Raw genomic sequence first — 23,266 nt, forward strand, 5'->3', positions numbered from 1 at the left:
TCTTATTGTACCGCGAATCATGCTCCCTTATTATTAGTTAATTTAGCGGTTAACGTTACTTTTTTTCCGTCACGATACACATCAAATTTAATCGTGTCACCCGTTTTCACTTTTGTATATAAAAATTTTCTTAGTTCTGCTGAATTCGCAATCTCCGTTCCATTCATCGATACAATGACATCCTTGGGCTCGAAACCTGCTTTGGCTGCAGCAGAGTTGGGGTCAATGTTCATGACTAACACACCCTTTTTCACATTTTCGGGCATGTTTTGCCAATACATTTGCGGAACTTGGTCTAAGTCAGCAAGTCCTACCCCAAGATAAGGTCTATCCACTTTTCCACTCTTGATTAATTGGTTAACAATTGGGATAAAATCGTTACTTGGGATCGCAAAGCCTAATCCCTCTACACCACTCTCGGAAATTTTCAAGCTGTTAATCCCAATGACCTGGCCTTGTGGGTTTATCAAGGCACCTCCGCTATTTCCAGGATTAATCGCAGCATCTGTCTGAATGACATTCGTATCCCAATTACCTGCGGATGTCGATACGGCAATGCTTCGGTCAACCGCACTGACAATTCCTTGTGTCACTGTTCTTGATAAATTTAGTCCCAGCGGATTTCCAATCGCATATACTTGGTCACCAGGACGGAGTGTGGACGAATCTCCGAAATCTGCCGTAGCTGTAACATATTTTGCATCGATTTTTAAAACAGCTAAATCCGTTAAGGCATCTGTTCCGACGACCTCAGCAGTTGTCTTTTGACCATCAAATAAGGAAATTTCGAGCTTTGACGCACCTTCAACCACATGGTTGTTGGTGACAATATAGGCAATGCTTCCACTTTTTTGAAAAATAACCCCGGATCCTGAACCGGATTCTACACTTTGTGAAGCACTACTATTCCCCCAAGGATCATTATTTTGCTGTTGCCTGAAATTGACAACCCCGACAATCGCTTTAGAAATTTTTTCTACGGTATCGGCAATTGAATTAGACGAGGCCATTGTCGGCTGCGCAGAAACTTGCTTGACAGGGGCTGCTGAATTACTTGTCACTTGGTTTTCGGTATTCTGATTAAAGTTTTTCATATAGTCGGTATGTGGAAGAACGGCTAATGTCAAAACAGATCCAATCACGCCTGCCGCTAAGGTTGAAACAAAACCCCGACCCTTCCATTTTTTTGTTTCCGGCTGAGTGGATAAACGAGTTTTTTCGTTAACAGGTGGGGCAACAACAACTTCCTCTGTCTCCACTCTTTCCTCTATCTCTTCAGATTCGGTTGACCTCGCCATGAAGGTAGCATCCACAGCAGTTGAATTTTCTTCCATCTGACTGTAATCTTGATTCCTGTTTGTGGTTTCTGTATTTTCTACTGAATCGGGTTGATTTTGTTCGAATTCATGATCATTTTTGAATTCCATCACAATCGATCTCCTTTAAGTTTGTTCTTTATCTTGTCTTTACTTTAACCGACAAATCTTAACAAATTATTAACAAACTTTAACGAGAGTAAGAAATATATGAATTAATTAAAAAAAAGCCGCAATTTTCTCTGCAGCTTCTGCCCATTTATTCTTCTTTTAAGCGAATCACAAATTTAGTCCCTTTTCCTGCTTCACTAAATACCTCAATTTCTCCCTGGTGGAGAACCACTAATTGTTTAACGATTGAAAGACCAAGGCCAAATTCACCGTAGGGATTGGTGGTTCTGGAAAGATCCGCTTTATAAAAACGGCGCCAGATGTTTTCAATCTCCTTAGCGTCAATGCCAATTCCTGTATCCTCCACCTCGATAATCGTCCAGTTGGGCTCCGTTTTTCCACGTAGCCAAATCGTTCCGTCAGAGGTAAATTGGATACTATTTTTCGTAATATTAATGAGGATTTGAACCAGACGGTCATAATCAGCGTTCACCATGATTTCTGGTGCGACTTCAACCTCGATCCGATTATTTTTCTCGTCAGCCAGGATGCTCAATTGCTCTTGGATAACTTCGAGCACTTCCAAAAGCTGTATCTCTTCCTTAAATAATTGAATTTGATTGGAGCGGATTTTTTCATAGTCAAGATTTTCATTCACAAGACGAATCAATCTCTTGGCTTCCTGGCTTACTAATTGGATTCCCCGATCTTTGTCTTCCTCAGGAATCATATCATTTTTAAGCCCTTCAATCACACCGCTGATTGTCGTTAAAGGTGTCCTCATCTCATGGGAAACATCGGCCATAAACTGTCGTCTTCTATTTTCCAGACTTTCAATTTCAAGCATGGATGTATTGATTTTATCGACCATGTGATTAAAATCATTGGCTAATTCTCCAATCTCGTCAAAATCAGAGGAATTTACCTTCACATGATAATTCCCCTCAGAGACAAGTGATGTCGCTTCACGAAGTCGTGTTATCCGATGGACATGAATGCGTGACAAATACCAGCTTTGCAAAAAGGCAACTCCGAAGGCAATCAAAATGGTATAAAGCAAAAATTTATTGATTTCCTGAATAATCTTACTCGAACCGCTAATTGGGGAAGTTAAGAGCACTCCGCCAAAAAACTTACCATCATCTAAATAGGGAAGAACAACAAATGTAACTCCCCCTTGTCCAAAACTTTTATAATCACTTTTAACAATGATGGTTTGCCCTTTTTTCAAAAAATTCCACTGTTTTTCAGGTAAATTTTTTATGGTCAGTCCACGTTTATTAATCAGATACACACCATCTTGATCAAATAAACTAAAACTGGTATTCCTCGCAGCCAATACATTGCTATATTGATTTAATATCTCGTCTGATGCAACCGGAGCTTCTTTTAAATCGGTTAAAATCGCTTTTCCAAAGGAAATCAGTTCCTCCGCTTTATTTTCATAAATTAAATTCTCCATATAATGGGTAAAAAGCATACTTAACAATAAAAAGGCAACAATAATGACACTAATGTGACTAAAAAATTGTTGATAAATATACTTAAACTTCATCGGTTTTGATGGAATCATCGAACTTATACCCTACCCCCCAAACAGTATGGAAGAAAGGCTGTGCTGTGGTCTCAACCTTTTTTCGGAGCCGCTTAATATGAACATCAACTGTTCGTTCGTCTCCGTAAAACTGATACCCCCACACCCTTTCAAGTAATTGCTCTCTTGAGAAAACCTGGCGAGGATGCTCAACCATGTAGTAGAGTAAATCAAATTCTTTAGGCGTTAAGTTTGAAATCTGTGTATCGTCTACAAAAACTTCTCTTGTCATTTTATTCACCTTAAAATGGTCTGTTTTAAGGTAATGGGCATCCTCTTTCGGTACTTGTGCCTGAACTCTTCTTGTGACTGCTTTTATCCTGGCCATAAGGGTAAGAGGACTAAATGGTTTCGTGACATAATCATCCGCGCCCATTTCCAGTCCGAGAACCTGATCCGATTCACTATCCTTAGCAGTTAACATAATAATCGGAACGGTAAACTTCTCTTCTCTAATTTTCCGACAAATCGAAACCCCATCCATTCCGGGTAGCATCCAGTCAACAATCAAGGCATCCCATGTACCGCTTTTAAAGCGGTTATAGCCTTCTACGCCATCGTTTACAAATACACCATCAATGCCTTCTTTAGCAAAAAACATTTCAATCATCGAACAAACACTTTTATTATCTTCAATCACTAATATGTGCATTATTGCCATCTCCCCGTGCAAAAAGCTATTCTTCTCTCTAGTTTAAACGAATTTTCCTGTATATCAAACCACATGCCCGATTCTTTCAAATATATTAATCCTTTGTTCATAGTTTATTAATATTTAGAAATTCGCGCAAAGAAAAGGAAGCCTAAACAAATCAGGCCTCCCTTTAAGGAATTCTATTATACTTTTACAGATGCTCCGGCAAATAATGAAACCGCGTTTCCACCAAGCAATTTGTCAATTTGTTTTTCTGTTATACCTGATTCACGCAAACTAGGCAGAATATGATCGAAAATATGAACGGGATTCCAGTTCTCCATGATTTTCATAACCTGCTCATTCATCACAGGTGGCCGGCCGAGCCAAACATTTACTGTGTCGTGGGCTAATAAAATTTGATCCTCGTAGCCTTGTTCCAATAATGACAATAAAGTTGTCACTCTCTGATGATCCAGAGGAGCGCCAACTAAAACCTGAATACCAAAGCGATCAAAGCCAATTCGAACCCCTTGATCCAGAACTTTCTTATGGTATTCAGGATTAGTATTGCCGCACATGTGGCCGATGATAATCTTATTTGGATCAGCACCATGTTCAATTAACATACTTACCTGCTCAGGTCCCATCGTTCCTTCTTGTGTATGAGTAAGGATAACAATTCCTGTTTCTTTCTGAACTCTTGCTGCGGCACGAAAAAACATTTTTTCATATTCCGTGATTTCATTCTTACTTGATGCCAGTTTGATAATGCCAGGCTTTATCCCCGTTCCGGCAATACCTTCCGTAATTTCAGTCTTAAACATTTGATAGATTTCTTCTTCGGCGGTTCCTAGTCCCTGTCTAAACTTGAAGTATGGAGGTGCCCCTTCCCCTTCATAGTAATATCCAGTTGCGCAAATAATTTGCAATCCAGTAGCTTCCGAGATTTTTTGTAATAATTGTGGATTTCGACCACATTCATTTGGGGTAGGATCCACAACCGTTTGGACACCGTAGCTCTGCATCAGTCTTGCCACACCAATGGCCGCTTCTAAAACTTCATCTTCCTTATATGCACCAAGTGTAACATCTCCTTGAAATCCTGGGTACCCGAAAATAAAGTGCTCGTGTATAAGTGTTTTTCCAAGACGATCGACTGAAATAGGGCCTGTTACTGTTTCAACTGTTTTCATTGATTGGTTCCACCCTTTCGATAGGAAAAAAATAGTACGGCTCAATTGTTACACTTGATGTTTTCATCTATGGCTCTAAAATCAATTTCCCTTGCGTCTTTCGCGATTGTAATAATGTATGAACCATTGCTGCGTCCTTTAACGGGAACACACCGCCAATGGTAAGCTTCAATTTCCCCTCTCCGAGATATGAAAATAATTCTACTAAACTAGGCTGCAACAGCTCTGGTTTTCTCATAATTTGCGGCAGGAAGAAGCCGATGACGGATTGATTTCTTGCCATAAGTGTTCCTGGATAGAAACGGCTTTGTTCTCCGCTTGCCGCTCCAAAGATAACCAAGCGTCCAAATGTGGCAAGACATTTGACCGTTTTATTGAAGACATCTCCACCGACCATTTCAAGTGCAACATTTACCCCTCTGCCGCCTGTTGCATCAAGAACTTGCTGTTCCCAGTCAGGCTCGGTGTAATTGATAAGGACGTCCGCTCCCATTTCCCGGGCCGATGCCAATTTTTCATCGGAACTTGCAGTAGCAATAATTTTTCCCGCGCCAAACAATTTTGCAAGCTGAACGGCGATGGTGCCCACCCCACCTGCAGCGGCATGGATAAGGACACTTTCCCCCTTTTCCAAGCGGCCCATCGTTTTTAGTATATGATAGGCACTTAAGCCTTGCAGCGGCAGGGCAACAGCCGTGTGAAAATCTAAATGTTCCGGAATTGGGATCACGGAACGTTCATCGGCTAGGGCAAATTCGGCATAGCCACCGGATTCGATTAACGTTACGATTCTTGTGCCAGGCTTGACTTTCGTCACTTGATCGCCCACTTCGACGACAACCCCGGCAATTTCGGCACCAGGAATAAAAGGCAGCGGCGTTTTCACCACATATTTTCCTTCCCTCCGTGCCGTGTCCGCATAGTTGACCCCTATTGCTTTAATTTCAATTACTACTTCGTGACCGGTAGGTACCGGCTTTTCCATATCAATCAACTGTAATACTTCCGGTCCACCGTATTCCTCTAATTGTACACCCTTCACTAAACTCATCTCCTATTTCCCTTTAAATGCTGGTTTTCTCTTTTCCTTAAATGCTGAAATGCCCTCTTGGTGGTCAGCTGTTTCCACCATTAAAGTCTGAATTAAACGTTCCTGTTCGAGGATTTCCTCAAGCGAAGAGGTAAACGATTGATCGATTAATTTCTTTTGCTTACCAAAAGCTTTGCCGGGTCCATGCGCTAATTTTAGGGCAAATTTCGTTGTTTCCTCTTGGAGCTTTTCCAATGGAACAAGATAATTGATTACCCCTAAATGATAGAGGCGCTCAGCAGGAATTGGCTCTGCCGTAAAGAAGAATTGTTTTGCTAAGTGCGGGCCAATCAGTCTTGGCAGTAAATAGGAACCACCACCATCTGAAATTAAGCCGACTTGCGAAAAGCTAAGAGCAAATTTACTATCGTCTGCAGCAACAATTAAATCACAAGCTATAGCTAAATTAAATCCAGCCCCCGCTGCAAACCCGTGAACAGCGGCAATAATTGGCTTTTCAGTTTCTTTCATTAACAAAATTAATTCATTGAGTTTTCCGATGTGTTCATACACTTGAGCACCTTTTGCCTGCCCCATCGTTTTAACGTCACCACCGGCACTAAATGCACGCCCGGACCCAGACAACACAATGACCTGAATATCTTCATCCTTTTGGGCATTATGAAGAGCATCCTTCAATCCTAAAATCATCTCTGGGCTAAAGGCATTCAAGCTTTCCGGGCGGTTTAATGTTAAAGACAGGACTGGACCTAATTTTTCAACCAACAAATGTTCCTGTGTCATTTTCATCTTCCTTTCGTCTTCCAATTTTTATTTACACAAAGTTTTCATAAGATGTAGGAGAACAGGATGATTCCAAAACTACTTTTCCCTCACATAAAATAGGCACAATCGAGGTAACTCCCTCGGATGCCGCCAGTTTTAAGTCGTTGTCCTGATTATATCTATCTAATAGTTTTCCAACATAGGAATCCCGTAGAATTTCATAAGCATCCTGTTGGCCACGATAAAAATACATGGCAGACTTCGCGGCATCTGTTAAGTCATATTCGCCATTTTTCAGCAAGCAATCTATGAAATGACCGGCGCCGAAGAAATCTTCCAAACTCGTTTCACCAGAGTTTCCCGAACAAATAACTAGAATGGTTTGGTCTTCAGGAAGGTTTTTAAGAGCATTGGCAACGGCCGGGTTATTCAATAGTGATGCGATATAAACCTTTTTTGCCGAAGCAGATTTTCGTAAGGCAACCGTCCCGTTCGTTGTTGATAAAATCAATGTCTTCCCGTTGATTGACTCCTTAATCAGGGTGGGACTAGGATAGACAAAACCGTCTATTGGTTTTGCATCGAGCTCACCGGCAAGTACATATTCACCTGTTTGAAACGCTGCCGCTAGTTCCATAGCTTCCCTGCTATGTAAAACAGGAATAACTTCCTTAGCCCCATCCTTTAACGCCGAAACAATCGTGGTTGTTGCCAGAAGAACATCTAAGATAACTGCGTGTTTTTTCCCATCAGCGATTTTCTCCTCTTTGATGTCTTCCTTCTTCATAAGAAGATGAATTTTCTTCATCCGAACCAGATCCCCTTTACTGCTTTTCATCAGCAATACTAGCTGCATGTAAAATTAAATTTTTTACAAAATGATTGAAATTAGCAAACCGAGTATCATTCGTTTGCCCTTTTTTATAGCGATAATAGATTTGTTGGCCTATGACTGCCAGTTTAAAATAAGCAAAGGTTAAGTAGAAATTAAAATTGGTGACATCCCGACCACTTTTTTTTGCATAGCGCTCGATAAATTCATTCCTTGTAAAGAAGCCTTCATGTACAGCTGTAACCGAAGACTTTCCCAAGCCGTTAATTAATAGCTCAGAATCATCCCCGTGATTCCAATAACTCATTGCCACGCCAAGGTCTGCTAACGGGTCGCCAACGGTCGTCATTTCCCAATCAAATAGCCCAACCATTTCTGTTAACTTTTCATTAAACATCGCATTATTAAATTTATAATCATAATGAATGATTGTTGACTCGTGGTGCTTAGGTGTATGTTCCACAAGCCATTTTTTCAATGAATCGACAACCGCAATATCATCGGTCTTCGCTCTCTCATAGCGCCCAATCCAACCATGGACCTGCCTCTCCATAAATCCCTCTGGCTTGCTTATTTCCCCAAGTCTAGTCTGTTTATAGTCTAGGGCATGTAATTCCACTAGTTTTTCAACCATCACTTCGGAAAGATGTCGGCACAGTTCTTTCGTGACTTGAACCTCTTTTGGGAAGGATGTATCGATCACAACACCATTTTTTCTTTCCATCACTAAGAAGGGGCTGCCGACGATTGCCTGATTTTCCGTAAACAAGACTGGTTCTGGCGCAACAGAAAAAATAGGGTTTAACTCTGAGAGAATTTTAAATTCCCTTCCCATATCATGGGCTTTCGGTGCCACTGGCCCAAGAGGGGGGCGTCTTAATACAGCCTCCCAGTCACCCATCTTTAGTTGGTAGGTTAAATTTGAATGCCCGGCGGAAAATTGTAAGACTTCAAGCGGATCCCCCGGCAAAGATTTGACATTTTCCCGTAAGTACGTTTCCAAACCAAGAACATCCAATTCCTCACCTTTTCGAACTGGGATCGTATCCATATTCATTTGGCGGCGCATGTCTTGCCTCCCCCTTTAGAAGACTCCGATTACTAAAAGTGGTTATGAAAGAACTAAATAATCCTTTAATTCCTCTTTTAACAATTCAGGTATTTGTTCACTTTTTTGTGTTTCAAAATCGAAATAAACCATAATCGCATTCCCTTTAGCGACGAGCTCATTTGTCTGGGTTGAGACGATATCATGCTCAAGCTGAAAGCTCTTTGTGCCAATTTTTGAAACATAGGTTTTAATCGTTAATTCCTGACCGAAATACCCTTGACTGATAAAATCACATTTGGTGGAGGCCAAAATAAAATTCCAATTTTCAATATTCATTTTAAAACCTAACTGTTCAATAAAACGGATTCGTGCCTCTTCCAAATAAATAAAATAGCTTGTGTTATTTATATGACCGAGCGCATCAGTTTCGCCAAAACGTACTGTTACTTTTGTCTCATGCACAACCACTTCACCTCAATTGTTTGGACGTGACGATTTTAATACTAACCGGTTGGTATTTACCTGAAAAAAAGAGAGGGGTATTTCCACAATGCCCCTCTTTACATTTTTTCGTCAGTCACCTTGAATTCCCTTTAAAATCATTTCGACAAAAATTTCAGCTACCTCTCGATCAGAGCAGATTCCGTTTGGATTGAACCACTGGTAACTCCAATTCGTGATTCCCAAAATTCCGAACGTGATGATCGAGGTATTTAAATCATGACGGAATTCACCATTTTCAATTCCCTTCTTGATTACATCCTCAATATTTAATCGAAACTGGTCCCGTTTGGAATGAATGAGCACTGTGTGTTCCTCATTTAAATTTTTCAATTCCCGAAAAAATATTTTTGCGGCAGCACCCGTCGTTTTGATATCGGAAAGAAGCATAAAGACAATTTCAAATAATTTTTCTTTACAGGACTTTGATGGGTCCTTAAAAATCCTGTCCTGGTGGACAAGTAATTCATCAATGTACCCTAAATGGATATCCATTAACAATTCTTCTTTACTTGAAAAATAATAGTAAAAAGTTCCTTTCGTTACACCGAGTGAATCCACTATATCTTGAATCGATGTCTCACTAAACCCCTTTTTTTCAAATAAGCGGATGCTTTGTTCCGTTATTTTCCCTCTCACTGTTCTGTCCTCACAATCTGTTAAATGGTCTGGTGAAAATTATATCATATCATTACCCTCTCCTTTAATCTTCAATCTAAAGGATCACTAATTCTTTAGAGATTCTTCCCTTAATGCCCGCCTGAGGATTTTCCCAACACCGGTTTTTGGTAATTGATCACGAAATTCAACAATATGCGGTACTTTATAAGCCGCCATATTTTGCTTACAATAGTGGATGATTTCCTGCTCTGTTGCACTTTTTCCAGCCTTTAAGACAACAACTGCTTTCACATCCTCTCCTCTGTACGGATCTGGAACACCAATACAAACGGCCTCCTGGACAGCCGGATGTTCGTATAAAACCTCTTCAATATCACGCGGATAAATATTGAAGCCGCTGGCAATAATTAAATCCTTTTTACGGTCAACAATATAGAGGTATCCATCTTCATCCATTTTTGCAATGTCACCAGTGTAGAGCCAGCCATCGCGAAGTGTATTTGCCGTCTCCTCCGGCAAATTCCAATACCCCTTCATAATCTGCGGCCCCTTAATGATTACTTCACCAAGTTCACCAACAGAAACCTCTTTGTACCCGTTGCTACATCCACTATTTTATATTCCGTGGATGGCATCCCAATACCGACACTTCCTGGTTTCCGCTCCGCAAATGGAGGATTACAGTGTGTCGTAGGAGAAGCTTCCGATAACCCGTAGCCTTCTAATATTTTCGAACCTGTTTTCCGTTCAAAGCTGCGAAGCAGTTCTACCGGCATCGGTGCTGATCCGCTGTTACACGTCTTTATACTATTAATGCCATACTGCTCCGCATGAGGGTGGCTGGTAATGGCGACATACATGGTTGGCACCCCAGGAAAAGTCGTTGGCTGTTCATTTTTTATCGTATTCAATACCTCTTCTAAATCAAATCGCGGCAGCATAATCGATTCAGCACCAATATAGATAGATAGATTCATACAAGAGGTCATCCCAAACACATGGAAGAGCGGAATAACAGTTAAACATTTCTCCTGGCCAAATTTCAAATCATCTTTAAAAAACTCATGACACTGGATCACATTTGCCAGAATATTGCGGTGAGTTAACATCGCCCCTTTTGATCTTCCAGTTGTACCGCCTGTGTATTGAAGGACTGCCACATCATGCTCTGGTTCGAATTCAACTGGACGAGTTTTTCCATTTCCTTCAGTCAAAAAGCGATCAAAGCTCCGGTCCGGTTTGAAATCTTGACCAGTGGCTTGGAGGCTGACGACGATAATATTTTTCAAATTTGTTAGTGGCTGAACGGCTTTTACTCGTGGATAAAGGGCATCGAGGACCACAATTGTTTCGGCACCTGAATCCCCCAGAATATATTCAAGCTCCCGTTCAACGGACATCGGATTCACTTGGGTTACGATCCCCCCAGCTGACAGTATTCCGTAGTATGCAATGACGTATTGAGGACAATTAGGCAGCATAATCGCCACCCGGTCCCCCTTTTGAACCTGATTTTGCTGCAAAGCAGATGTAAAGGCGAACGCCAGTGATTGTAATTGTTCATAAGTAATCTTTTTTCCATAAAAAGATAAGGCATCTTTAGCAGGGTAGGTTGTTGCTGTTTCTTGAAGAATTTGTCCTAATGGTTTATTTGGAATGGTTACATTTGTTTCAATTGTTTCAGGATAATGCTCCAGCCATGCTCTCTTTTCACTCATAATTTCCCCTCCAAAATGTATGGTTCTAAACCATTCTCTAAAATATCAGTCCGCCCCCGTCAACGGAAAGAGTTGCTCCAGTGATAAACGAGGCTTCTTCAGATGCTAAAAATAAAACAGCATTGGCTACTTCATGGGGTGTGCCAATTCTCCCCAATGCATTGGCACGTGAAATAATCGGCCATTTTCGCTCATTTTGCTTCCAGTTATCGATAATTTTCGTATCAATGACCCCGGGTGCAATCGCATTCACCCGAATATTGTGTTTCCCATATTCAAGGGCAGCATTTTGCGTTAACACAACCACTCCCGCTTTTGAGGCATTGTAAGCGGAAACATATTTCTGCCCTTTTAACCCCAACAAACTTGAGGTATTAACAATGGCCCCACCACCCGATTTGATTAATTCAGGGACAGCATACTTAATTCCTAGGAAAACACCCTTTAAGTTAATGTCGACGACACGATCCCATTCTTCCTCCAACAAATCAACACTTCTTACTTCGCTATTACCGATTCCAGCGTTGTTGAACATGATATGTAAGCCGCCATAGGTTTCTGTAGTCTTGTTAATTAGTTCTATTATCTGTTCTGAGTCCGAAACGTCTGTTTTCACAAAAATTGCCTCTCCACCACTCTCTTGGATCAGGCTGACTGTTTCTTCCCCGGTAACAGAATCAACATCGGCAACTGTTACACATGCACCTTCCGATGCAAAACGAATGGCGGCTGCACGGCCAATTCCCCCCCTCCACCAGTTACTATGGCTGTTTTACCACTCAATTTCATAACCATCATCCCTCTTTCATAATAGTCAATCATCTAAGGCCCTTTACACTCCAAACTATACTGACCAGTTAGTATGTAATATGTACAATTATACCTCTTAGACTTACATATTCCTACCTTTTTCTAAATATTCTAATAAATTTTTATTTCCTATACCAGACTGTTTCTATAGTCTAAAATCTTCTGGTCGATTTTTTCTGTTTATTCATTATTTCATACGATTTTTCAATAATATCTGTTAAGACGTCACCTTTATAAATTCTGCCAAGTTTAATTCCTTGTTGATAATACTCGACAATTTCATCCAGCATTAGGGAGGTTTCTTTCGTAATTCTTACATTTAATTGAATTCTTTCATTTTCAGACATGATTAGATACCCCTATCTACCTGTTAGCATAGTGCTAGCAAGTAACTATTTATTTGTTATTTATTGCTACTATACTATAATTCTACATTTTTTTCATTCGAAAAATAAAAAATTGGCTATCGTGTCGACAGCCAATCTTATAAACCGTTTATTAGAGGATTACCCTCACCTCAGGAAGATTTATTACAAAGTAATTTTGAAGCCAAGTCTCGAGCAGCTGGACTAACTCCGGATGAATAGGCAAGTTTCCTTCCGCTATCATATCTTTTTTCGCAGTTAATATTGTGGAGGGGATTGTTTCCATTTTACATGCATGCCCCATATTTTCGACAATATGATACTGGGCATCGCCCTTTACATACATTGGCAAATCTTTCAATACTTCTGGATTTGCCTGTATATCTCTTGCTCCTGTAATGGCAAGGACAGGACAGGTAACCTTTGCCAAATCCTCTCTCACATTATAGCCAAAATGTTCCCGCAACCACTTTGCATTTATTTTGACAAAACTCATCCTTATAACATCACTGGTGGAGTTTACTATCTTTTCAATTGATTTTTGCGCTTGTTTTTCTATCTTTTTGTGCGCCCCTACTAAGCGAAGGAACATGCCTTGAAATCCTTTGGCATTCAAAATGTCTTGCGTGCCAATATCTCTTTGCCTTTTCATTGCTTCACTTAGATTTTCCACAGCCCCGGCCAGCAGGATTAACCCTCCTAGTTCTTCCCTTGCAGCTAATGCCGTTCCAATCATTGCTCCTTCACTATGACCTAAAACAATGACCTTTTTATGATCCACCTCGGGAAGGCTTTTTAAAAATTGAACGGCTGCCTGTGCGTCATCGACTATATCCCATAATCCAGTTGTTAAATAATCTCCTTCACTACCTGCCACCCCGCGTTTATCATATCTCAAATTAATAAAGCCAATAGATGTTAAAAACTCGGCTAATTGGCGGTACAGCTTCACTTCCAGTTTTTTATTTACTTTGCCATTTCGATCCAATTTTCCTGTCCCTGGGATGATAAGAATAGCTGGTGATTTTTCGGACCGAACCTCTGGTTGACTAAGAGTCCCCTTAAGGGCAACTTTACTTTGAATCGTTACTTCTTTTTCGATCGATTTCATTTAATATTCCCCCTATTGTTCAATCTCCTCTTTAATAAGTGTAAAGGGCAAATTGGAAAATTTTAAAAAGTAATTTGTTCTTAAGAATGGTACATGAAATGGTAAATTACTTCAAATATTAGAACGAGGAGGGGTGCGAACAGATGATTTTACCTTGGATTTTCGGACTATTACTTACGGCTCAACAAATACATACTCCAGATCATTTAGTCATTACAAAAGACGGCACCAATGTCACCTATATCGATCGTATGGATTTTTCTTTTCCATATACAGATTTGCCGATTATCGATTCCAACAAGTTCAATCAATTATTAGACCAGCTAGACAAACAATTTTCCACAGCGCCTACTGATGCTAGCCTAGATTCGGCTGGTAATATCCTATCGGAACAAGTTGGTTACCAGGTCCATCGTCAAGCCTTTACTGAACAATTCTATGCTTATTTTTTTTCACATAGACAGGGAAAATTAGAAATTCCCATGCAGCCCGTATATCCAAAAGTGGATAGCGAGTTACTTGGGGATATTCGAAGCATGCGGATTGGACGATATGTCACCACTTTTAATTCTAGCAATAAAAAACGCACTACTAATATTAAATTGGCAACGGCGGCCATTAACAATTATGTCGTCTTTCCGGGCGAATCATTTTCATTTAACAAAGTGGTCGGGAAACGGACGGCTACAAAAGGGTATTTAAAGGCTAAAGTAATTGTTAGAGGTGAATTTTCAGAAGACATTGGCGGCGGAATATGTCAGGTATCCTCAACCCTTTTTAATGCAGTAGATAATGCCGGGCTAAAGATTGTCCAGCGGTTTTCCCATAGTAGAAAGGTTCCCTACATTCCCCCTGGCAGGGATGCAACTGTAAGCTGGTACGGACCCGATTTTGTATTTAAAAATATATATTCCCAACCGGTATTAATTCGGGCAAATACGCTTGGAAATATGCTAGTTATTAAACTGTATTCTTCAGAAAGTATACAGTACATACCAAGAAAGATTCCCGAAGCACCTTATTAAGAAATGCACTAGGGCGCTTGAGCTAGATACTTCTCATATACTTATCGTTAAAAAAAAGTCCGCGATTGCGGACTTTTTCTAACGATCATTTTGTAAGGCGCTTTCCAATAATTCCTCAGAGAATTCGGTCAGGGCGGCATTGTTCATCAAATTAAGATTTGTCTTTGGTGAAAAGTTTTTGACTACATTTTGAAAAGGAAGTGCAATATCTTTACGCTTCCCTTTTGTCGCGCCAAAAACGGCGGCACTAACGCCAATGCCTAAGAGTGATGCCCATAAAGCACCCTTGCTTTTTCGTTTAGGTGCAAACAACTTGAAAAACGGCTGCTTTCTTATGTTTTTCATTATCAGCACTCCTTTTGTTTATGGTATGGAGGTTGTCATAACCCTTCCATTAGCTTAATTTGTGCATCTTGATGAAGAATATGTTTAGGAAACCATGCATACATTGTAAATTGTTGGATGAGTTCTTTTTGAATTTTTGTTAACATAATAATATTATATTAACCACTGCTTGAGTGTTTTGGAAAGCACCTATTTCCGCATTATTACATACAATGCAAAAAAGCAGATTTGAGGTGGTGTCTATGGGAGGTCTAACCTATTTTGATTTCTTGGCGAAGTTTGGCGTTGGCGGTGCCCATCCTGGTGGTATACTATTGACGCAAAATATTCTTTCAAGTGAAAATATCTCCAAAAACTCCCATGTTTTAGATGCAGGCTGCGGCACAGGACAAACGGCGGCATATTTGCACCAACAATATAAAGCGAAAGTCTATGGATTGGAAATAAATCCAATCATGGTCGAAAAAGCGAGAGACCGCTTTCAGACACTACAACTTCCCATCCAATTAATCCACGGATCAATTGAAGAAATTCCATTTGACGATCATACCTTTGATTTTATCTTATCTGAGTCTGTTTTAGCATTTGTTAATAAACCTAAGGCCCTTAGGGAATTTCATCGCGTACTAAAAAAAGGCGGCCGTTTAATTGCCAACGAAATGACGATAAACAAGAAACTTAATCCGCAAGAAGAAGCAGAAATAATGAACTTTTACGCAGTTGATTCCTTATTAATGGAAGAAGATTGGAACCGCTTATTACAAGAAGTTGGTTTTCAAAACATTGAAATTAAGGCACAAAACCCAGCTCTCAGTCATGGGAACCATGCCCCGGAATTTAATTTTTCAAAAGATTTTGAACCTGAGCTTTTTCATATCTTGAATGAGCATGGAAATATTGTCTTGAAATATCAGGATATTTTAAGCTATCGGGTCATCACTGTGTCAAAATAATCGAAAGCCCTTTTTTCTGTGGGAAAAAGGGCCTTTTCATTAGGAAACCTCCATACAACTATGCCAAATAAATTTCCTTTTAATATGGACAAGGCTTGGGTTATAGCCTTTACATTCCACCAATTCCTTACATATTTTATAGCAAGTCCATTTTTAAAGGAGGAAGTTGAAGTGCAGTTAAATTATGAGCAAGCACGTCATTTAGAAGGTAAAATGATTCAGTATAAAAATAATTCTGGAGAATTGGTGGTTGGGAGAGTAGCTAAGGTCAAAAAGGAAGGCCTCGAAATTGAAGAGTTTTCTTCTTCCCACTCTTCTGATGGTTTCGGATTTGGCTTTTGGGGACCACGGCCATTTTTTAGACCTCCTGTTTTTGTCCCGTTCGTTGGATTTGGTTTTGCTCCGTTCTTCTTTTTCTAAGCAAAAATTGGGTAAGTACTTTGTACTTACTCATTTTTTTATTACAACTTTCATGTATATTTGTACCATCACATCAAAAAATAAAGGCTGAAAGGATGATGTGAAAATGGATCAGACTCTGAGATATTTAAGAGAAACATTATCAAATTATACAGAAGATTATGCAGAGGGTCGGCATCTATACTTGAAACTATCGAAGGGCGCTTATGCATCGGAAGCTTCCTTTGTACGAGATTTAGGTCAGAAAGAAATATATTTTTTAAATCGGATGCTGCCTAAAGAAATTAATTACGCAAAAGAAGAACAAGATGAGAAGAGAGCACATGAACTTAATGAGGTTTTTGAGCTGCTCTTTTAAAGAATTGAAAAAGATGGCAGAATTCTCTGTCATCTTTTTCGGAAATATCTTATTATTCGCAAAACTATTTCCTAGGTAAGCGCAGAGTCCGACAAAACACAATTCGACCAAATGACTCTATTCCCTATTAAACGACACAATCTACAGAAAACTTACAATCATTAACCAGGACTTTTTCATCAAATTGCCTAATACCGACAATTGTTTTATTTCGTCATTTTATACTATTTCTAATGAATGTCTTTTTTCTTAAACCGTCCACCACGAACTTCAGCGATATCGGCAACCGCTAAAAAAGCGCTATCATCACTTTCGGTAACAATTTCCTTTAATTTTGCTTCCTCAAGACGATTGATGACACAAAAGATAACTTTTTTATCGTCACCTGAATAGGCTCCCTCGCCATTAATGTAAGTAACACCACGGCCTAAGCGATTCATAATCGCATCACCAATTTGTCTGGCATTATCGCTAATGATCCACACCGATTTGGATTCATCAAGTCCAGTAATCGTAACGTCAATCGTTTTGTAAGCAACAAAATAAGCAATGAGCGAATACATCGCCCGATCCCATGAAAACACAAACCCGGCACAACCAAGGATGAAGAGATTAAAGAACATAATAATTTCCCCGACTGAAAAAGGAAGTTTATTATTAAAGAGAATGGCTAGTATTTCAGTACCATCAAGTGAACCCCCGTACCTTATGACCAGACCAACCCCAATGCCAAGAACAATTCCCCCAAAAACAGTAGCAAGAAGGATATCTTGAGTAAACGCCGGAACCGGATGAAGCAGCGTGGTACCAATTGAAAGAATAATGATGCCATATAGAGTGGATAAAGCGAAGGTCTTTCCAATCTGTTTGTAGCCAATAAAGAAAAAAGGAATATTTAAAATAAAAAGGAAAATACCTAGTTTCCAACCGGTTAGATAAGAAAGCATGATGGAAATACCTGTAATCCCGCCATCAATAACATTATTCGGAACGAGGAAGATTTCAAGCCCCACGGACATTAAAATGGCACCAATGGTGATTAACAATATTCGTTGAAAGATTTTTCTTTTGGTCAATCGACGATGTTGAATATTTGCCAATATGGCTTCTTGCTGCTCGGTTAAACTCATTTCTTGAAATTCTGTCATTATCTTGCCCCTTTCAAAAGTAATTTCCTATATTTATTATAACGAAATGTAAGTGTTATTAATATTTATATGCTTTTTTAACAAATTAAAAAGAAGCTACCTCATTTTTGAAGTAACTCCTTAATTGGGATTAACACCTTAGGGGACCCAACCATGGCATCAGACAATTTGTTTTCAGATTTTCGTTTCCTTTAGTTTACGTTTGAATCCTATGGAAACTTTGAAAACTCAGCCGATGTGTGTTTGTTCCGTTGAAGGAATTAATTCGCATGTTTAATGGAATTCAAATCCCTAAAAGAAACAAATTTTCGGATTGTCACCGTTAAGACTCTTTATTCAACCTATTTGGATTGCAGGCTTCTTGGCAATGGATTTTTAATAAGGTTTTCAGTTATGAATACATTGATAAAAAAATTCTTTGATCAAATGTACTAACCTATAAATCCTTAACTTGTGCCTTTGATATGAATTCCTTGGAATTTCATTAGAATTCAACTATGAAAGGTTTTGGTTTTAGATTTAGACCTTTACAAAATGAAACTTCATCGCTCCACCTTCCAAGTGCTGGTTGGAATAACCTTACAAATACTCGTTCACAAACGGAACGAACACGTATGGTTGAGCCTCCTAAGATGTTAACTTTTGATTATCTTTTACACTTTTAGTATATCACGGAGTCTTTTAAATTTATCAGAAACTTATGACAAAGTGGTGAACTTTTGGAGAAATTAGGAAAAAACCTTCTTTCTGTAAAAAGATGACTTTCGATTTAATCAACAATTGGATTTTCGAAATTATCATGTACAGGGATCTTAAGCATTTTAATTTTCGCTTCGATTCGATATTTATTTTCAGAAAGTTTATCATTAAATGGAAGGACGATGTTTCTGCCGTCTGTCATCTCAAACTTATATTGAAAGAATCCTGTAGTCCCCTGGTGGTTTCGATAAATAATTTGTACATTAGACATGTCATTCCACTTATATTCTTTTTCCGCAAAGCCTGTCAACCCATTATAGTGAATCCCCTTTTCGTCCATATAATAATAATTGGTCATGCTTAACATAAATGCTGGTAGGCTGACAAGAAGTAAAAGGCCAGTTATCCATTGCATTTTGCCACCTTCCCACCGCTGTCTAAAAAAAATCAGATATATGGTCATTATGACTGAGATATAGAGCATCCCCCCCATGAAAGTTATGTAGGCAGAAAACGGTGTTGCAAAGAACCAATAGGATCGCGAAAAATAAATCACACTCTGATATGATGCAACAATGACAAAAGGTGCAAAAAAGCTGCTAATAAATAATATGATCGTATATGCGACTAATTTAACTGAATATTCCTCATCGACCTTTTTTCTTCTTACTAAAATCATTAATAACCCTCCTAGCATTTATCACTATTCATTACTATTATTTTATTTGATGATTAGTAATTATAGAAACATTCGGAATAAATTCAATACGTTAAATAACATTTTTCGAGATAAATGGAAAATGTTTCACTTTAAAAAGGAAGAAAACCATACATAAGCAAAACTTTAATCCACATACTATTTTTGTAAATCAAAATTATAACGAAAGAAGGATCATCCATGACTGTAGGAACACAAGTAAAACAAGCATTAGCCGGGTTAAAAAGTGCACAGGCCAGCTTTGAAACCTTTGCACTTGCAACCGATAACCAAAACGCCAAACAACTTTATCAACAGGCAGCCCAGCAAACGCAAACAGTTCTAGACAGCCTTGAACCACGCCTTCAAGAAATCATGGCTGAAGAACCTCAGTACAATCAATAAATGGGATTCGGTTGGCATTCTGCCAGCCCCTTTTTCATTTTTAGAATTAGTTAAGAAAGGAAGTAACCATTTTGACAATCGCTTCAAATGTCAAACAATGTCTTTCCACTATAAAGGGAATTGAATCCCAACTGTCCTCATTGGCATTAGATTCACTCGATGAGGAAGCAAAGGCAGTATTTCATGAAACAAGTTTACTCATAGGGGATGTAAAAAAGGATCTGCAATACCGGGTTTTAGAACTTGAACGCCATGAACCACAATATAAAGGTTCCTAATATTTCGAGGTGAGAAGCATATGCCAGGTTGGATATTTATCATATTTCGCTCGATCATTTTCCTGCTGCTCTTATTTATTACTACAAAAATTCTTGGAAAAAAACAAATTTCTGAGCTCTCCTTTTTTGAGTATGTTGCAGGTATTACGATTGGAAGTATTGCCGGCGAGGTAGTTACTGGTCTTGAGGCAAACGTATATCACGGGATATTAGCAATAGCCGTATTTGGGTTTTCTACTTTTTTATCTAATTATTTATCGATAAAGAGTAAAAAGTTCAGTGATTTCGTGGAGGGTAAAGGGACTGTTGTCATCCAAGATGGGAAAATCTTAGAAAATAATTTAAAAAAGGAAAAGTATACAATTGACGAATTATCAGCCCTACTCCGTCAAAAGAATATCTTTAAAGTTGCTGACGTTGAATTTGCTGTATTGGAACCACGCGGCAATTTAAGTGCATTATTGAAAAAAGAAAACCAACCATTAACACCCAAAGATTTGCAAATGAAAATGCCCAACGAAAAAGAGCCGCAAACAATTATTATGGATGGGAATATCGTAGACGAAGCACTTAGATGTGCGGGAAAGGGCAGAGGCTGGCTTTACACCGAGTTAGAGAAACTTGGAGTGACCCTTGATAATGTATTTCTCGGTCAAGTGGATTCCTATGGAGATATTACCGTTGACCTTTATGATGATAAAATTAAAGTACCTGCCCCCGCTGTCCGTCCATTATTACTAGCAACCTTAAAAAAAACACAGGCAGACTTAGAAATATTTTCTCTTGAAACAGATTGTCAAAAATCAAAAGCTATGTATAAGAAAAATGCGGCGATCTTGCAGGAAACGATTGATAAATTATCTCCCTATCTAAATGGCTGAAATAGACATGAAAAAATCCTTATCAATCCAATTGATAAGGATTCATTGTTCACAGCCCCTTCGATGTACTCACTTCTTGTATTTTTTGCTTCGCTACTTTATTCGAATAATAGCTGTGCAGGACCATTCCAACCATGACCAATGCCATGCCAGCCCAAGATAGGGCTGAAGGCATTAATGATGTCAAGAGGAGTAATTCTCCGATTACTGCGAATAACACTTCCATCGATTGGGTTGCCTCCACAGCAGCAAGCTTTTGCATATCCCCTCTTACAAGATCTGTCGCATGAAAGAAGAGAATGGTTGCAATGACCCCTGAAGATATCGCAACCAGTGCAGATTGGCCGATTTGTCCTAAACTAGGAGGGCCTTCATACAGAAGCCCATAAATGGATAAAATGATCCAGAAGGGCATGCTCGCCAGTGTCATTCCTAATACGCGTTGAAAAACGTTCAGGCGCCCACCACATACATCCATCATTTTTCGATTACCTAATGGATAAGCAAACGAGGCTACAACAACCGGTAATACTCCTAAGGATAAGGCAATTACCGACAAATGATTGGCTTGTTCTACCTGCATCAAAATAATACCAAGTAAAATGATCAAAGACATCCCTAATCCCCTAAAGGGAATTTTCCCCCTTATTCGGCTTGGGCCGTTATCTGTCATCACCGTTTCATAGAAAAACGGCGCAAGCAGTGAACCGGAGATAATGGTAATCTGCCATGTGGCAGCAATCAACCAGCCAGGGGCATATGCTGCCGAAAAGCAAATCGGCGCATAAAATAATCCGAAGCCAATCGAACTCCACACTAACCAGGCACCTGGCTGCTGTTTCATTTCCTGGAGCAATGGTTTTAAATTGTTCCTCACGATCACGACTATGAATAAAAAGGGAACCATAAAGAAATACCTTAATGAGGCACTCCAAATCCAACTTCCCCCCGCAAGCTCCATTGATCGATTTAAGATAAAGGTAAAGGCAAAAAAGAAGGCAGCAAAGATGCCTGTTATAATGGGCCGCATGGTTTCTACTCTCCTTTTTAATATGGATATAGTGTTATTTTCCATAAAAAAAGGAAACCTTCAAGTGGTTTCCCAAAATTCACAATAATTAGTCTATATTTTCTCCTACATGTAGGAATAGATATTTTCTTCCCATCAGTGCAACCGTAAAAGAACAAAGGAAAAGCCCTGTCGCCACCAAAAAAGGAATCCTTACACCAAAGGTCTCAGTGATCCAGCCCATCACAAGCGACGAAATTCCAAAGGCAGCGAATATTAATGTCCCTCTTGCAGAATAGACTTTAGCTAAAAGTTGTTCTTTTGCACTTCTTTGAATAATCGTTGTCTCCGCCACGTCACGAGCCATCTGTGGCATGCCAAATATAAAGGAAACAAGTAAAGCAAACCATGGAATTGAGGTGGTCCCGAATAAAAACGTAATAGAAATTAAGCAGAATGTAGACCATAGAATCGTTTTTCCTAAATTCTTTTCAATGAGAACAGAAAAACGGTAAATCAACAGACCGCCGAATAACATTCCCGCAAAGAAGGAGCCATTAATAAACCCCCACCAGCCCTCCCCTTTATTTAGCGCTTCAGCTACAAAGACAAACAATATGGCAGCAATCCAAACTCCATTAGCAAACGTTTCAAGGATATTCATGAAACTGATTGTCCGCAACTGCTTTGAATGCCAAATAATCCGCCAACCCTCTTTTAACGATTCCATTCGCGTTTGTTCTTCCATTGTCTGATGATTCGCAACATGTTTGATTAACCACATACTTACTGTCGCTAGTAGGTATAAGCTAAAGGTTAACCATAAAATTTTCCCAGCCCCCATTGCGACTAATAGGATGCTGCCAAAAGGCCAGGCAATCAGTTGAATGATTTGATCGGAAATGGACAATATACTATTGATTTGGACCAATTTACTCTCTTCAACCATACTTGGAACAAGGGCGTTTCGAGCTGGAGAAGCCCAACCGTCTAAAAAAGAAATAAAACAGATGAGCACATAAATCCAAAATAGCCCGTCACTTTCAAAATGAAGAGCAAATAAGCACAAAACAAACAGCAACAACGTCTTACTACTTTGCGAATAAACTAAAATCGATTTAAGTTTATATTTATTGATGACCAACGGAGCCAATATTCCGCTAATTAAAGCCGAAATGGTAGTAAAAAAAGGAACAAGTGACATATACGTTACGGATCCGGTGGCATCAAAGATCAATTTGATTAAACAGACCACATATAAAATATCACCAAGATTAGCAAACATTTGCCCAAACCAAAGAAACCGGAAAGAAGCTCGTTTTCCGACAAAAATGGACATCGTACACCCTCACTTTTTATTTAATTTTTTTAT

Annotated in this window: 24 protein-coding genes and 2 pseudogenes; 7 read left to right on the plus strand and 19 right to left on the minus strand. The window is 39.3% G+C overall.

The features are described from left to right. Positions 1-17: 17 nt before the first annotated feature. The 14 genes and pseudogenes from RCG19_RS23465 to RCG19_RS23530 all read right to left on the minus strand — a co-directional run bounded on the left by RCG19_RS23465 (position 18) and on the right by RCG19_RS23530 (position 13,676). The gene (locus RCG19_RS23465) at positions 18-1,427 is read right to left on the minus strand and encodes a S1C family serine protease (RefSeq protein ID WP_308109157.1); all 1,410 of its coding nucleotides are present in this window, start codon (positions 1,425-1,427) and stop codon (positions 18-20) included. Positions 1,428-1,575: 148 nt separating this feature from the next. Continuing rightward, a complete protein-coding gene (locus tag RCG19_RS23470; RefSeq protein WP_308109158.1) occupies positions 1,576-3,000 on the minus strand; it encodes a HAMP domain-containing sensor histidine kinase in 1,425 nt (474 codons plus the stop codon). Continuing rightward, positions 2,972-3,673 (minus strand): response regulator transcription factor, encoded by a 702-nt coding sequence (locus RCG19_RS23475; protein WP_166243959.1) that lies wholly within the window; start codon positions 3,671-3,673, stop codon positions 2,972-2,974. Before RCG19_RS23475 ends, RCG19_RS23470 begins: the two co-directional genes overlap by 29 nt. 185 nt (positions 3,674-3,858) lie before the next feature. After that, a complete protein-coding gene (locus RCG19_RS23480) occupies positions 3,859-4,851 on the minus strand; it encodes a phosphotriesterase family protein (RefSeq protein WP_308109159.1) in 993 nt (330 codons plus the stop codon). A 67-nt stretch (positions 4,852-4,918) separates the two neighbouring features. Next, positions 4,919-5,893 (minus strand): quinone oxidoreductase family protein, encoded by a 975-nt coding sequence (locus RCG19_RS23485; RefSeq protein ID WP_308109160.1) that lies wholly within the window; start codon positions 5,891-5,893, stop codon positions 4,919-4,921. A 12-nt stretch (positions 5,894-5,905) separates the two neighbouring features. Next, complete coding sequence (locus tag RCG19_RS23490; protein WP_166243963.1) at positions 5,906-6,685, minus strand: enoyl-CoA hydratase/isomerase family protein; 780 nt, start codon at positions 6,683-6,685, stop codon at positions 5,906-5,908. A 31-nt stretch (positions 6,686-6,716) separates the two neighbouring features. Next, a complete protein-coding gene (locus RCG19_RS23495; protein ID WP_308109161.1) occupies positions 6,717-7,475 on the minus strand; it encodes a 2-phosphosulfolactate phosphatase in 759 nt (252 codons plus the stop codon). A 16-nt stretch (positions 7,476-7,491) separates the two neighbouring features. Next, positions 7,492-8,568 (minus strand): phosphotransferase family protein, encoded by a 1,077-nt coding sequence (locus RCG19_RS23500; RefSeq protein ID WP_308109162.1) that lies wholly within the window; start codon positions 8,566-8,568, stop codon positions 7,492-7,494. Between the two features lie 42 nt (positions 8,569-8,610). Beyond that, complete coding sequence (locus RCG19_RS23505) at positions 8,611-9,012, minus strand: acyl-CoA thioesterase (protein WP_308109163.1); 402 nt, start codon at positions 9,010-9,012, stop codon at positions 8,611-8,613. A 111-nt stretch (positions 9,013-9,123) separates the two neighbouring features. Beyond that, on the minus strand, positions 9,124-9,690 hold the full coding sequence (locus RCG19_RS23510; RefSeq protein WP_166243971.1) for a TetR/AcrR family transcriptional regulator: 567 nt from the start codon (positions 9,688-9,690) through the stop codon (positions 9,124-9,126). 87 nt (positions 9,691-9,777) lie between these two features. Then, positions 9,778-11,390: pseudogene (locus RCG19_RS23515) on the minus strand (long-chain fatty acid--CoA ligase). A gap of 37 nt (positions 11,391-11,427) precedes the next feature. Continuing rightward, positions 11,428-12,179, minus strand: a pseudogene (locus RCG19_RS23520) (SDR family NAD(P)-dependent oxidoreductase). A 173-nt stretch (positions 12,180-12,352) separates the two neighbouring features. Next, complete coding sequence (locus RCG19_RS23525) at positions 12,353-12,547, minus strand: hypothetical protein (protein ID WP_166243977.1); 195 nt, start codon at positions 12,545-12,547, stop codon at positions 12,353-12,355. Between the two features lie 151 nt (positions 12,548-12,698). Next, positions 12,699-13,676, minus strand: a complete 978-nt coding sequence (locus RCG19_RS23530) for an alpha/beta hydrolase (RefSeq protein ID WP_308109164.1) — start codon at positions 13,674-13,676, stop codon at positions 12,699-12,701. 143 nt (positions 13,677-13,819) lie between these two features. On the opposite strand from RCG19_RS23530, the gene RCG19_RS23535 reads away from it, so the two are divergent. Continuing rightward, positions 13,820-14,701 carry a VanW family protein gene (locus RCG19_RS23535; RefSeq protein ID WP_308109165.1) on the plus strand — a complete coding sequence of 294 codons (882 nt, stop codon included), beginning with the start codon at positions 13,820-13,822 and terminating at the stop codon, positions 14,699-14,701. A 78-nt stretch (positions 14,702-14,779) separates the two neighbouring features. On the opposite strand, the gene RCG19_RS23540 is transcribed toward RCG19_RS23535, so the two are convergent. Continuing rightward, positions 14,780-15,046 carry a hypothetical protein gene (locus RCG19_RS23540; protein WP_308109166.1) on the minus strand — a complete coding sequence of 89 codons (267 nt, stop codon included), beginning with the start codon at positions 15,044-15,046 and terminating at the stop codon, positions 14,780-14,782. 242 nt (positions 15,047-15,288) lie between these two features. Here RCG19_RS23540 and RCG19_RS23545 point away from each other — a divergent pair, with 242 nt between their 5' ends. The 3 genes from RCG19_RS23545 to RCG19_RS23555 all read left to right on the plus strand — a co-directional run bounded on the left by RCG19_RS23545 (position 15,289) and on the right by RCG19_RS23555 (position 16,777). After that, positions 15,289-15,999: a class I SAM-dependent methyltransferase gene (locus RCG19_RS23545; RefSeq protein WP_308109167.1), complete on the plus strand. Its 711-nt coding sequence runs from the start codon at positions 15,289-15,291 to the stop codon at positions 15,997-15,999. Between the two features lie 171 nt (positions 16,000-16,170). Beyond that, the gene (locus RCG19_RS23550) at positions 16,171-16,419 is read left to right on the plus strand and encodes a hypothetical protein (RefSeq protein ID WP_308109168.1); all 249 of its coding nucleotides are present in this window, start codon (positions 16,171-16,173) and stop codon (positions 16,417-16,419) included. Positions 16,420-16,525: 106 nt separating this feature from the next. After that, positions 16,526-16,777, plus strand: a complete 252-nt coding sequence (locus tag RCG19_RS23555; protein ID WP_308109169.1) for a sigma-G-dependent sporulation-specific acid-soluble spore protein CsgA — start codon at positions 16,526-16,528, stop codon at positions 16,775-16,777. 230 nt (positions 16,778-17,007) lie between these two features. Here RCG19_RS23555 and RCG19_RS23560 read toward each other — a convergent pair whose 3' ends face one another. Both RCG19_RS23560 and RCG19_RS23565 read right to left on the minus strand, forming a co-directional pair. Continuing rightward, entirely contained in the window at positions 17,008-17,925 is a 918-nt protein-coding gene (locus RCG19_RS23560) for a YitT family protein (RefSeq protein WP_207343074.1), read from the minus strand. A gap of 769 nt (positions 17,926-18,694) precedes the next feature. Next, complete coding sequence (locus tag RCG19_RS23565) at positions 18,695-19,303, minus strand: hypothetical protein (RefSeq protein ID WP_308109170.1); 609 nt, start codon at positions 19,301-19,303, stop codon at positions 18,695-18,697. Between the two features lie 219 nt (positions 19,304-19,522). Here RCG19_RS23565 and RCG19_RS23570 point away from each other — a divergent pair, with 219 nt between their 5' ends. The 3 genes from RCG19_RS23570 to RCG19_RS23580 all read left to right on the plus strand — a co-directional run bounded on the left by RCG19_RS23570 (position 19,523) and on the right by RCG19_RS23580 (position 20,885). Continuing rightward, on the plus strand, positions 19,523-19,726 hold the full coding sequence (locus RCG19_RS23570; protein WP_166243989.1) for a DUF1657 domain-containing protein: 204 nt from the start codon (positions 19,523-19,525) through the stop codon (positions 19,724-19,726). Between the two features lie 71 nt (positions 19,727-19,797). After that, the gene (locus tag RCG19_RS23575) at positions 19,798-20,004 is read left to right on the plus strand and encodes a DUF1657 domain-containing protein (RefSeq protein ID WP_166243991.1); all 207 of its coding nucleotides are present in this window, start codon (positions 19,798-19,800) and stop codon (positions 20,002-20,004) included. Positions 20,005-20,024: 20 nt separating this feature from the next. Then, positions 20,025-20,885, plus strand: coding sequence for a DUF421 domain-containing protein (locus tag RCG19_RS23580; protein WP_308109171.1), 861 nt, complete (start codon positions 20,025-20,027; stop codon positions 20,883-20,885). Between the two features lie 49 nt (positions 20,886-20,934). Here the strand turns inward: RCG19_RS23580 and RCG19_RS23585 are convergent, their stop codons facing one another. Then, on the minus strand, positions 20,935-21,915 hold the full coding sequence (locus RCG19_RS23585; protein ID WP_308109172.1) for a DMT family transporter: 981 nt from the start codon (positions 21,913-21,915) through the stop codon (positions 20,935-20,937). 88 nt (positions 21,916-22,003) lie between these two features. Next, a complete protein-coding gene (locus RCG19_RS23590) occupies positions 22,004-23,233 on the minus strand; it encodes an MFS transporter (RefSeq protein WP_308109174.1) in 1,230 nt (409 codons plus the stop codon). Positions 23,234-23,266 lie beyond the last annotated feature (33 nt).

This window comes from Neobacillus sp. OS1-2, from assembly GCF_030915505.1.
Classification (GTDB): Bacteria; Bacillota; Bacilli; order Bacillales; family Cytobacillaceae; genus Neobacillus.

Coding starts and splice junctions, on each gene's coding strand:
- RCG19_RS23465 (WP_308109157.1), bottom strand. CDS start 1,427: ATGGAATTCAAAAATGATCATGAATTCGAACAAAATCAACCCGATTCA.
- RCG19_RS23470 (WP_308109158.1), bottom strand. CDS start 3,000: ATGATTCCATCAAAACCGATGAAGTTTAAGTATATTTATCAACAATTT.
- RCG19_RS23475 (WP_166243959.1), bottom strand. CDS start 3,673: ATGCACATATTAGTGATTGAAGATAATAAAAGTGTTTGTTCGATGATT.
- RCG19_RS23480 (WP_308109159.1), bottom strand. CDS start 4,851: ATGAAAACAGTTGAAACAGTAACAGGCCCTATTTCAGTCGATCGTCTT.
- RCG19_RS23490 (WP_166243963.1), bottom strand. CDS start 6,685: ATGACACAGGAACATTTGTTGGTTGAAAAATTAGGTCCAGTCCTGTCT.
- RCG19_RS23495 (WP_308109161.1), bottom strand. CDS start 7,475: ATGAAGAAAATTCATCTTCTTATGAAGAAGGAAGACATCAAAGAGGAG.
- RCG19_RS23500 (WP_308109162.1), bottom strand. CDS start 8,568: ATGCGCCGCCAAATGAATATGGATACGATCCCAGTTCGAAAAGGTGAG.
- RCG19_RS23525 (WP_166243977.1), bottom strand. CDS start 12,547: ATGTCTGAAAATGAAAGAATTCAATTAAATGTAAGAATTACGAAAGAA.
- RCG19_RS23530 (WP_308109164.1), bottom strand. CDS start 13,676: ATGAAATCGATCGAAAAAGAAGTAACGATTCAAAGTAAAGTTGCCCTT.
- RCG19_RS23535 (WP_308109165.1), top strand. CDS start 13,820: ATGATTTTACCTTGGATTTTCGGACTATTACTTACGGCTCAACAAATA.
- RCG19_RS23540 (WP_308109166.1), bottom strand. CDS start 15,046: ATGAAAAACATAAGAAAGCAGCCGTTTTTCAAGTTGTTTGCACCTAAA.
- RCG19_RS23545 (WP_308109167.1), top strand. CDS start 15,289: ATGGGAGGTCTAACCTATTTTGATTTCTTGGCGAAGTTTGGCGTTGGC.
- RCG19_RS23555 (WP_308109169.1), top strand. CDS start 16,526: ATGGATCAGACTCTGAGATATTTAAGAGAAACATTATCAAATTATACA.
- RCG19_RS23560 (WP_207343074.1), bottom strand. CDS start 17,925: ATGACAGAATTTCAAGAAATGAGTTTAACCGAGCAGCAAGAAGCCATA.
- RCG19_RS23565 (WP_308109170.1), bottom strand. CDS start 19,303: ATGATTTTAGTAAGAAGAAAAAAGGTCGATGAGGAATATTCAGTTAAA.
- RCG19_RS23570 (WP_166243989.1), top strand. CDS start 19,523: ATGACTGTAGGAACACAAGTAAAACAAGCATTAGCCGGGTTAAAAAGT.
- RCG19_RS23580 (WP_308109171.1), top strand. CDS start 20,025: ATGCCAGGTTGGATATTTATCATATTTCGCTCGATCATTTTCCTGCTG.
- RCG19_RS23585 (WP_308109172.1), bottom strand. CDS start 21,915: ATGCGGCCCATTATAACAGGCATCTTTGCTGCCTTCTTTTTTGCCTTT.
- RCG19_RS23590 (WP_308109174.1), bottom strand. CDS start 23,233: ATGTCCATTTTTGTCGGAAAACGAGCTTCTTTCCGGTTTCTTTGGTTT.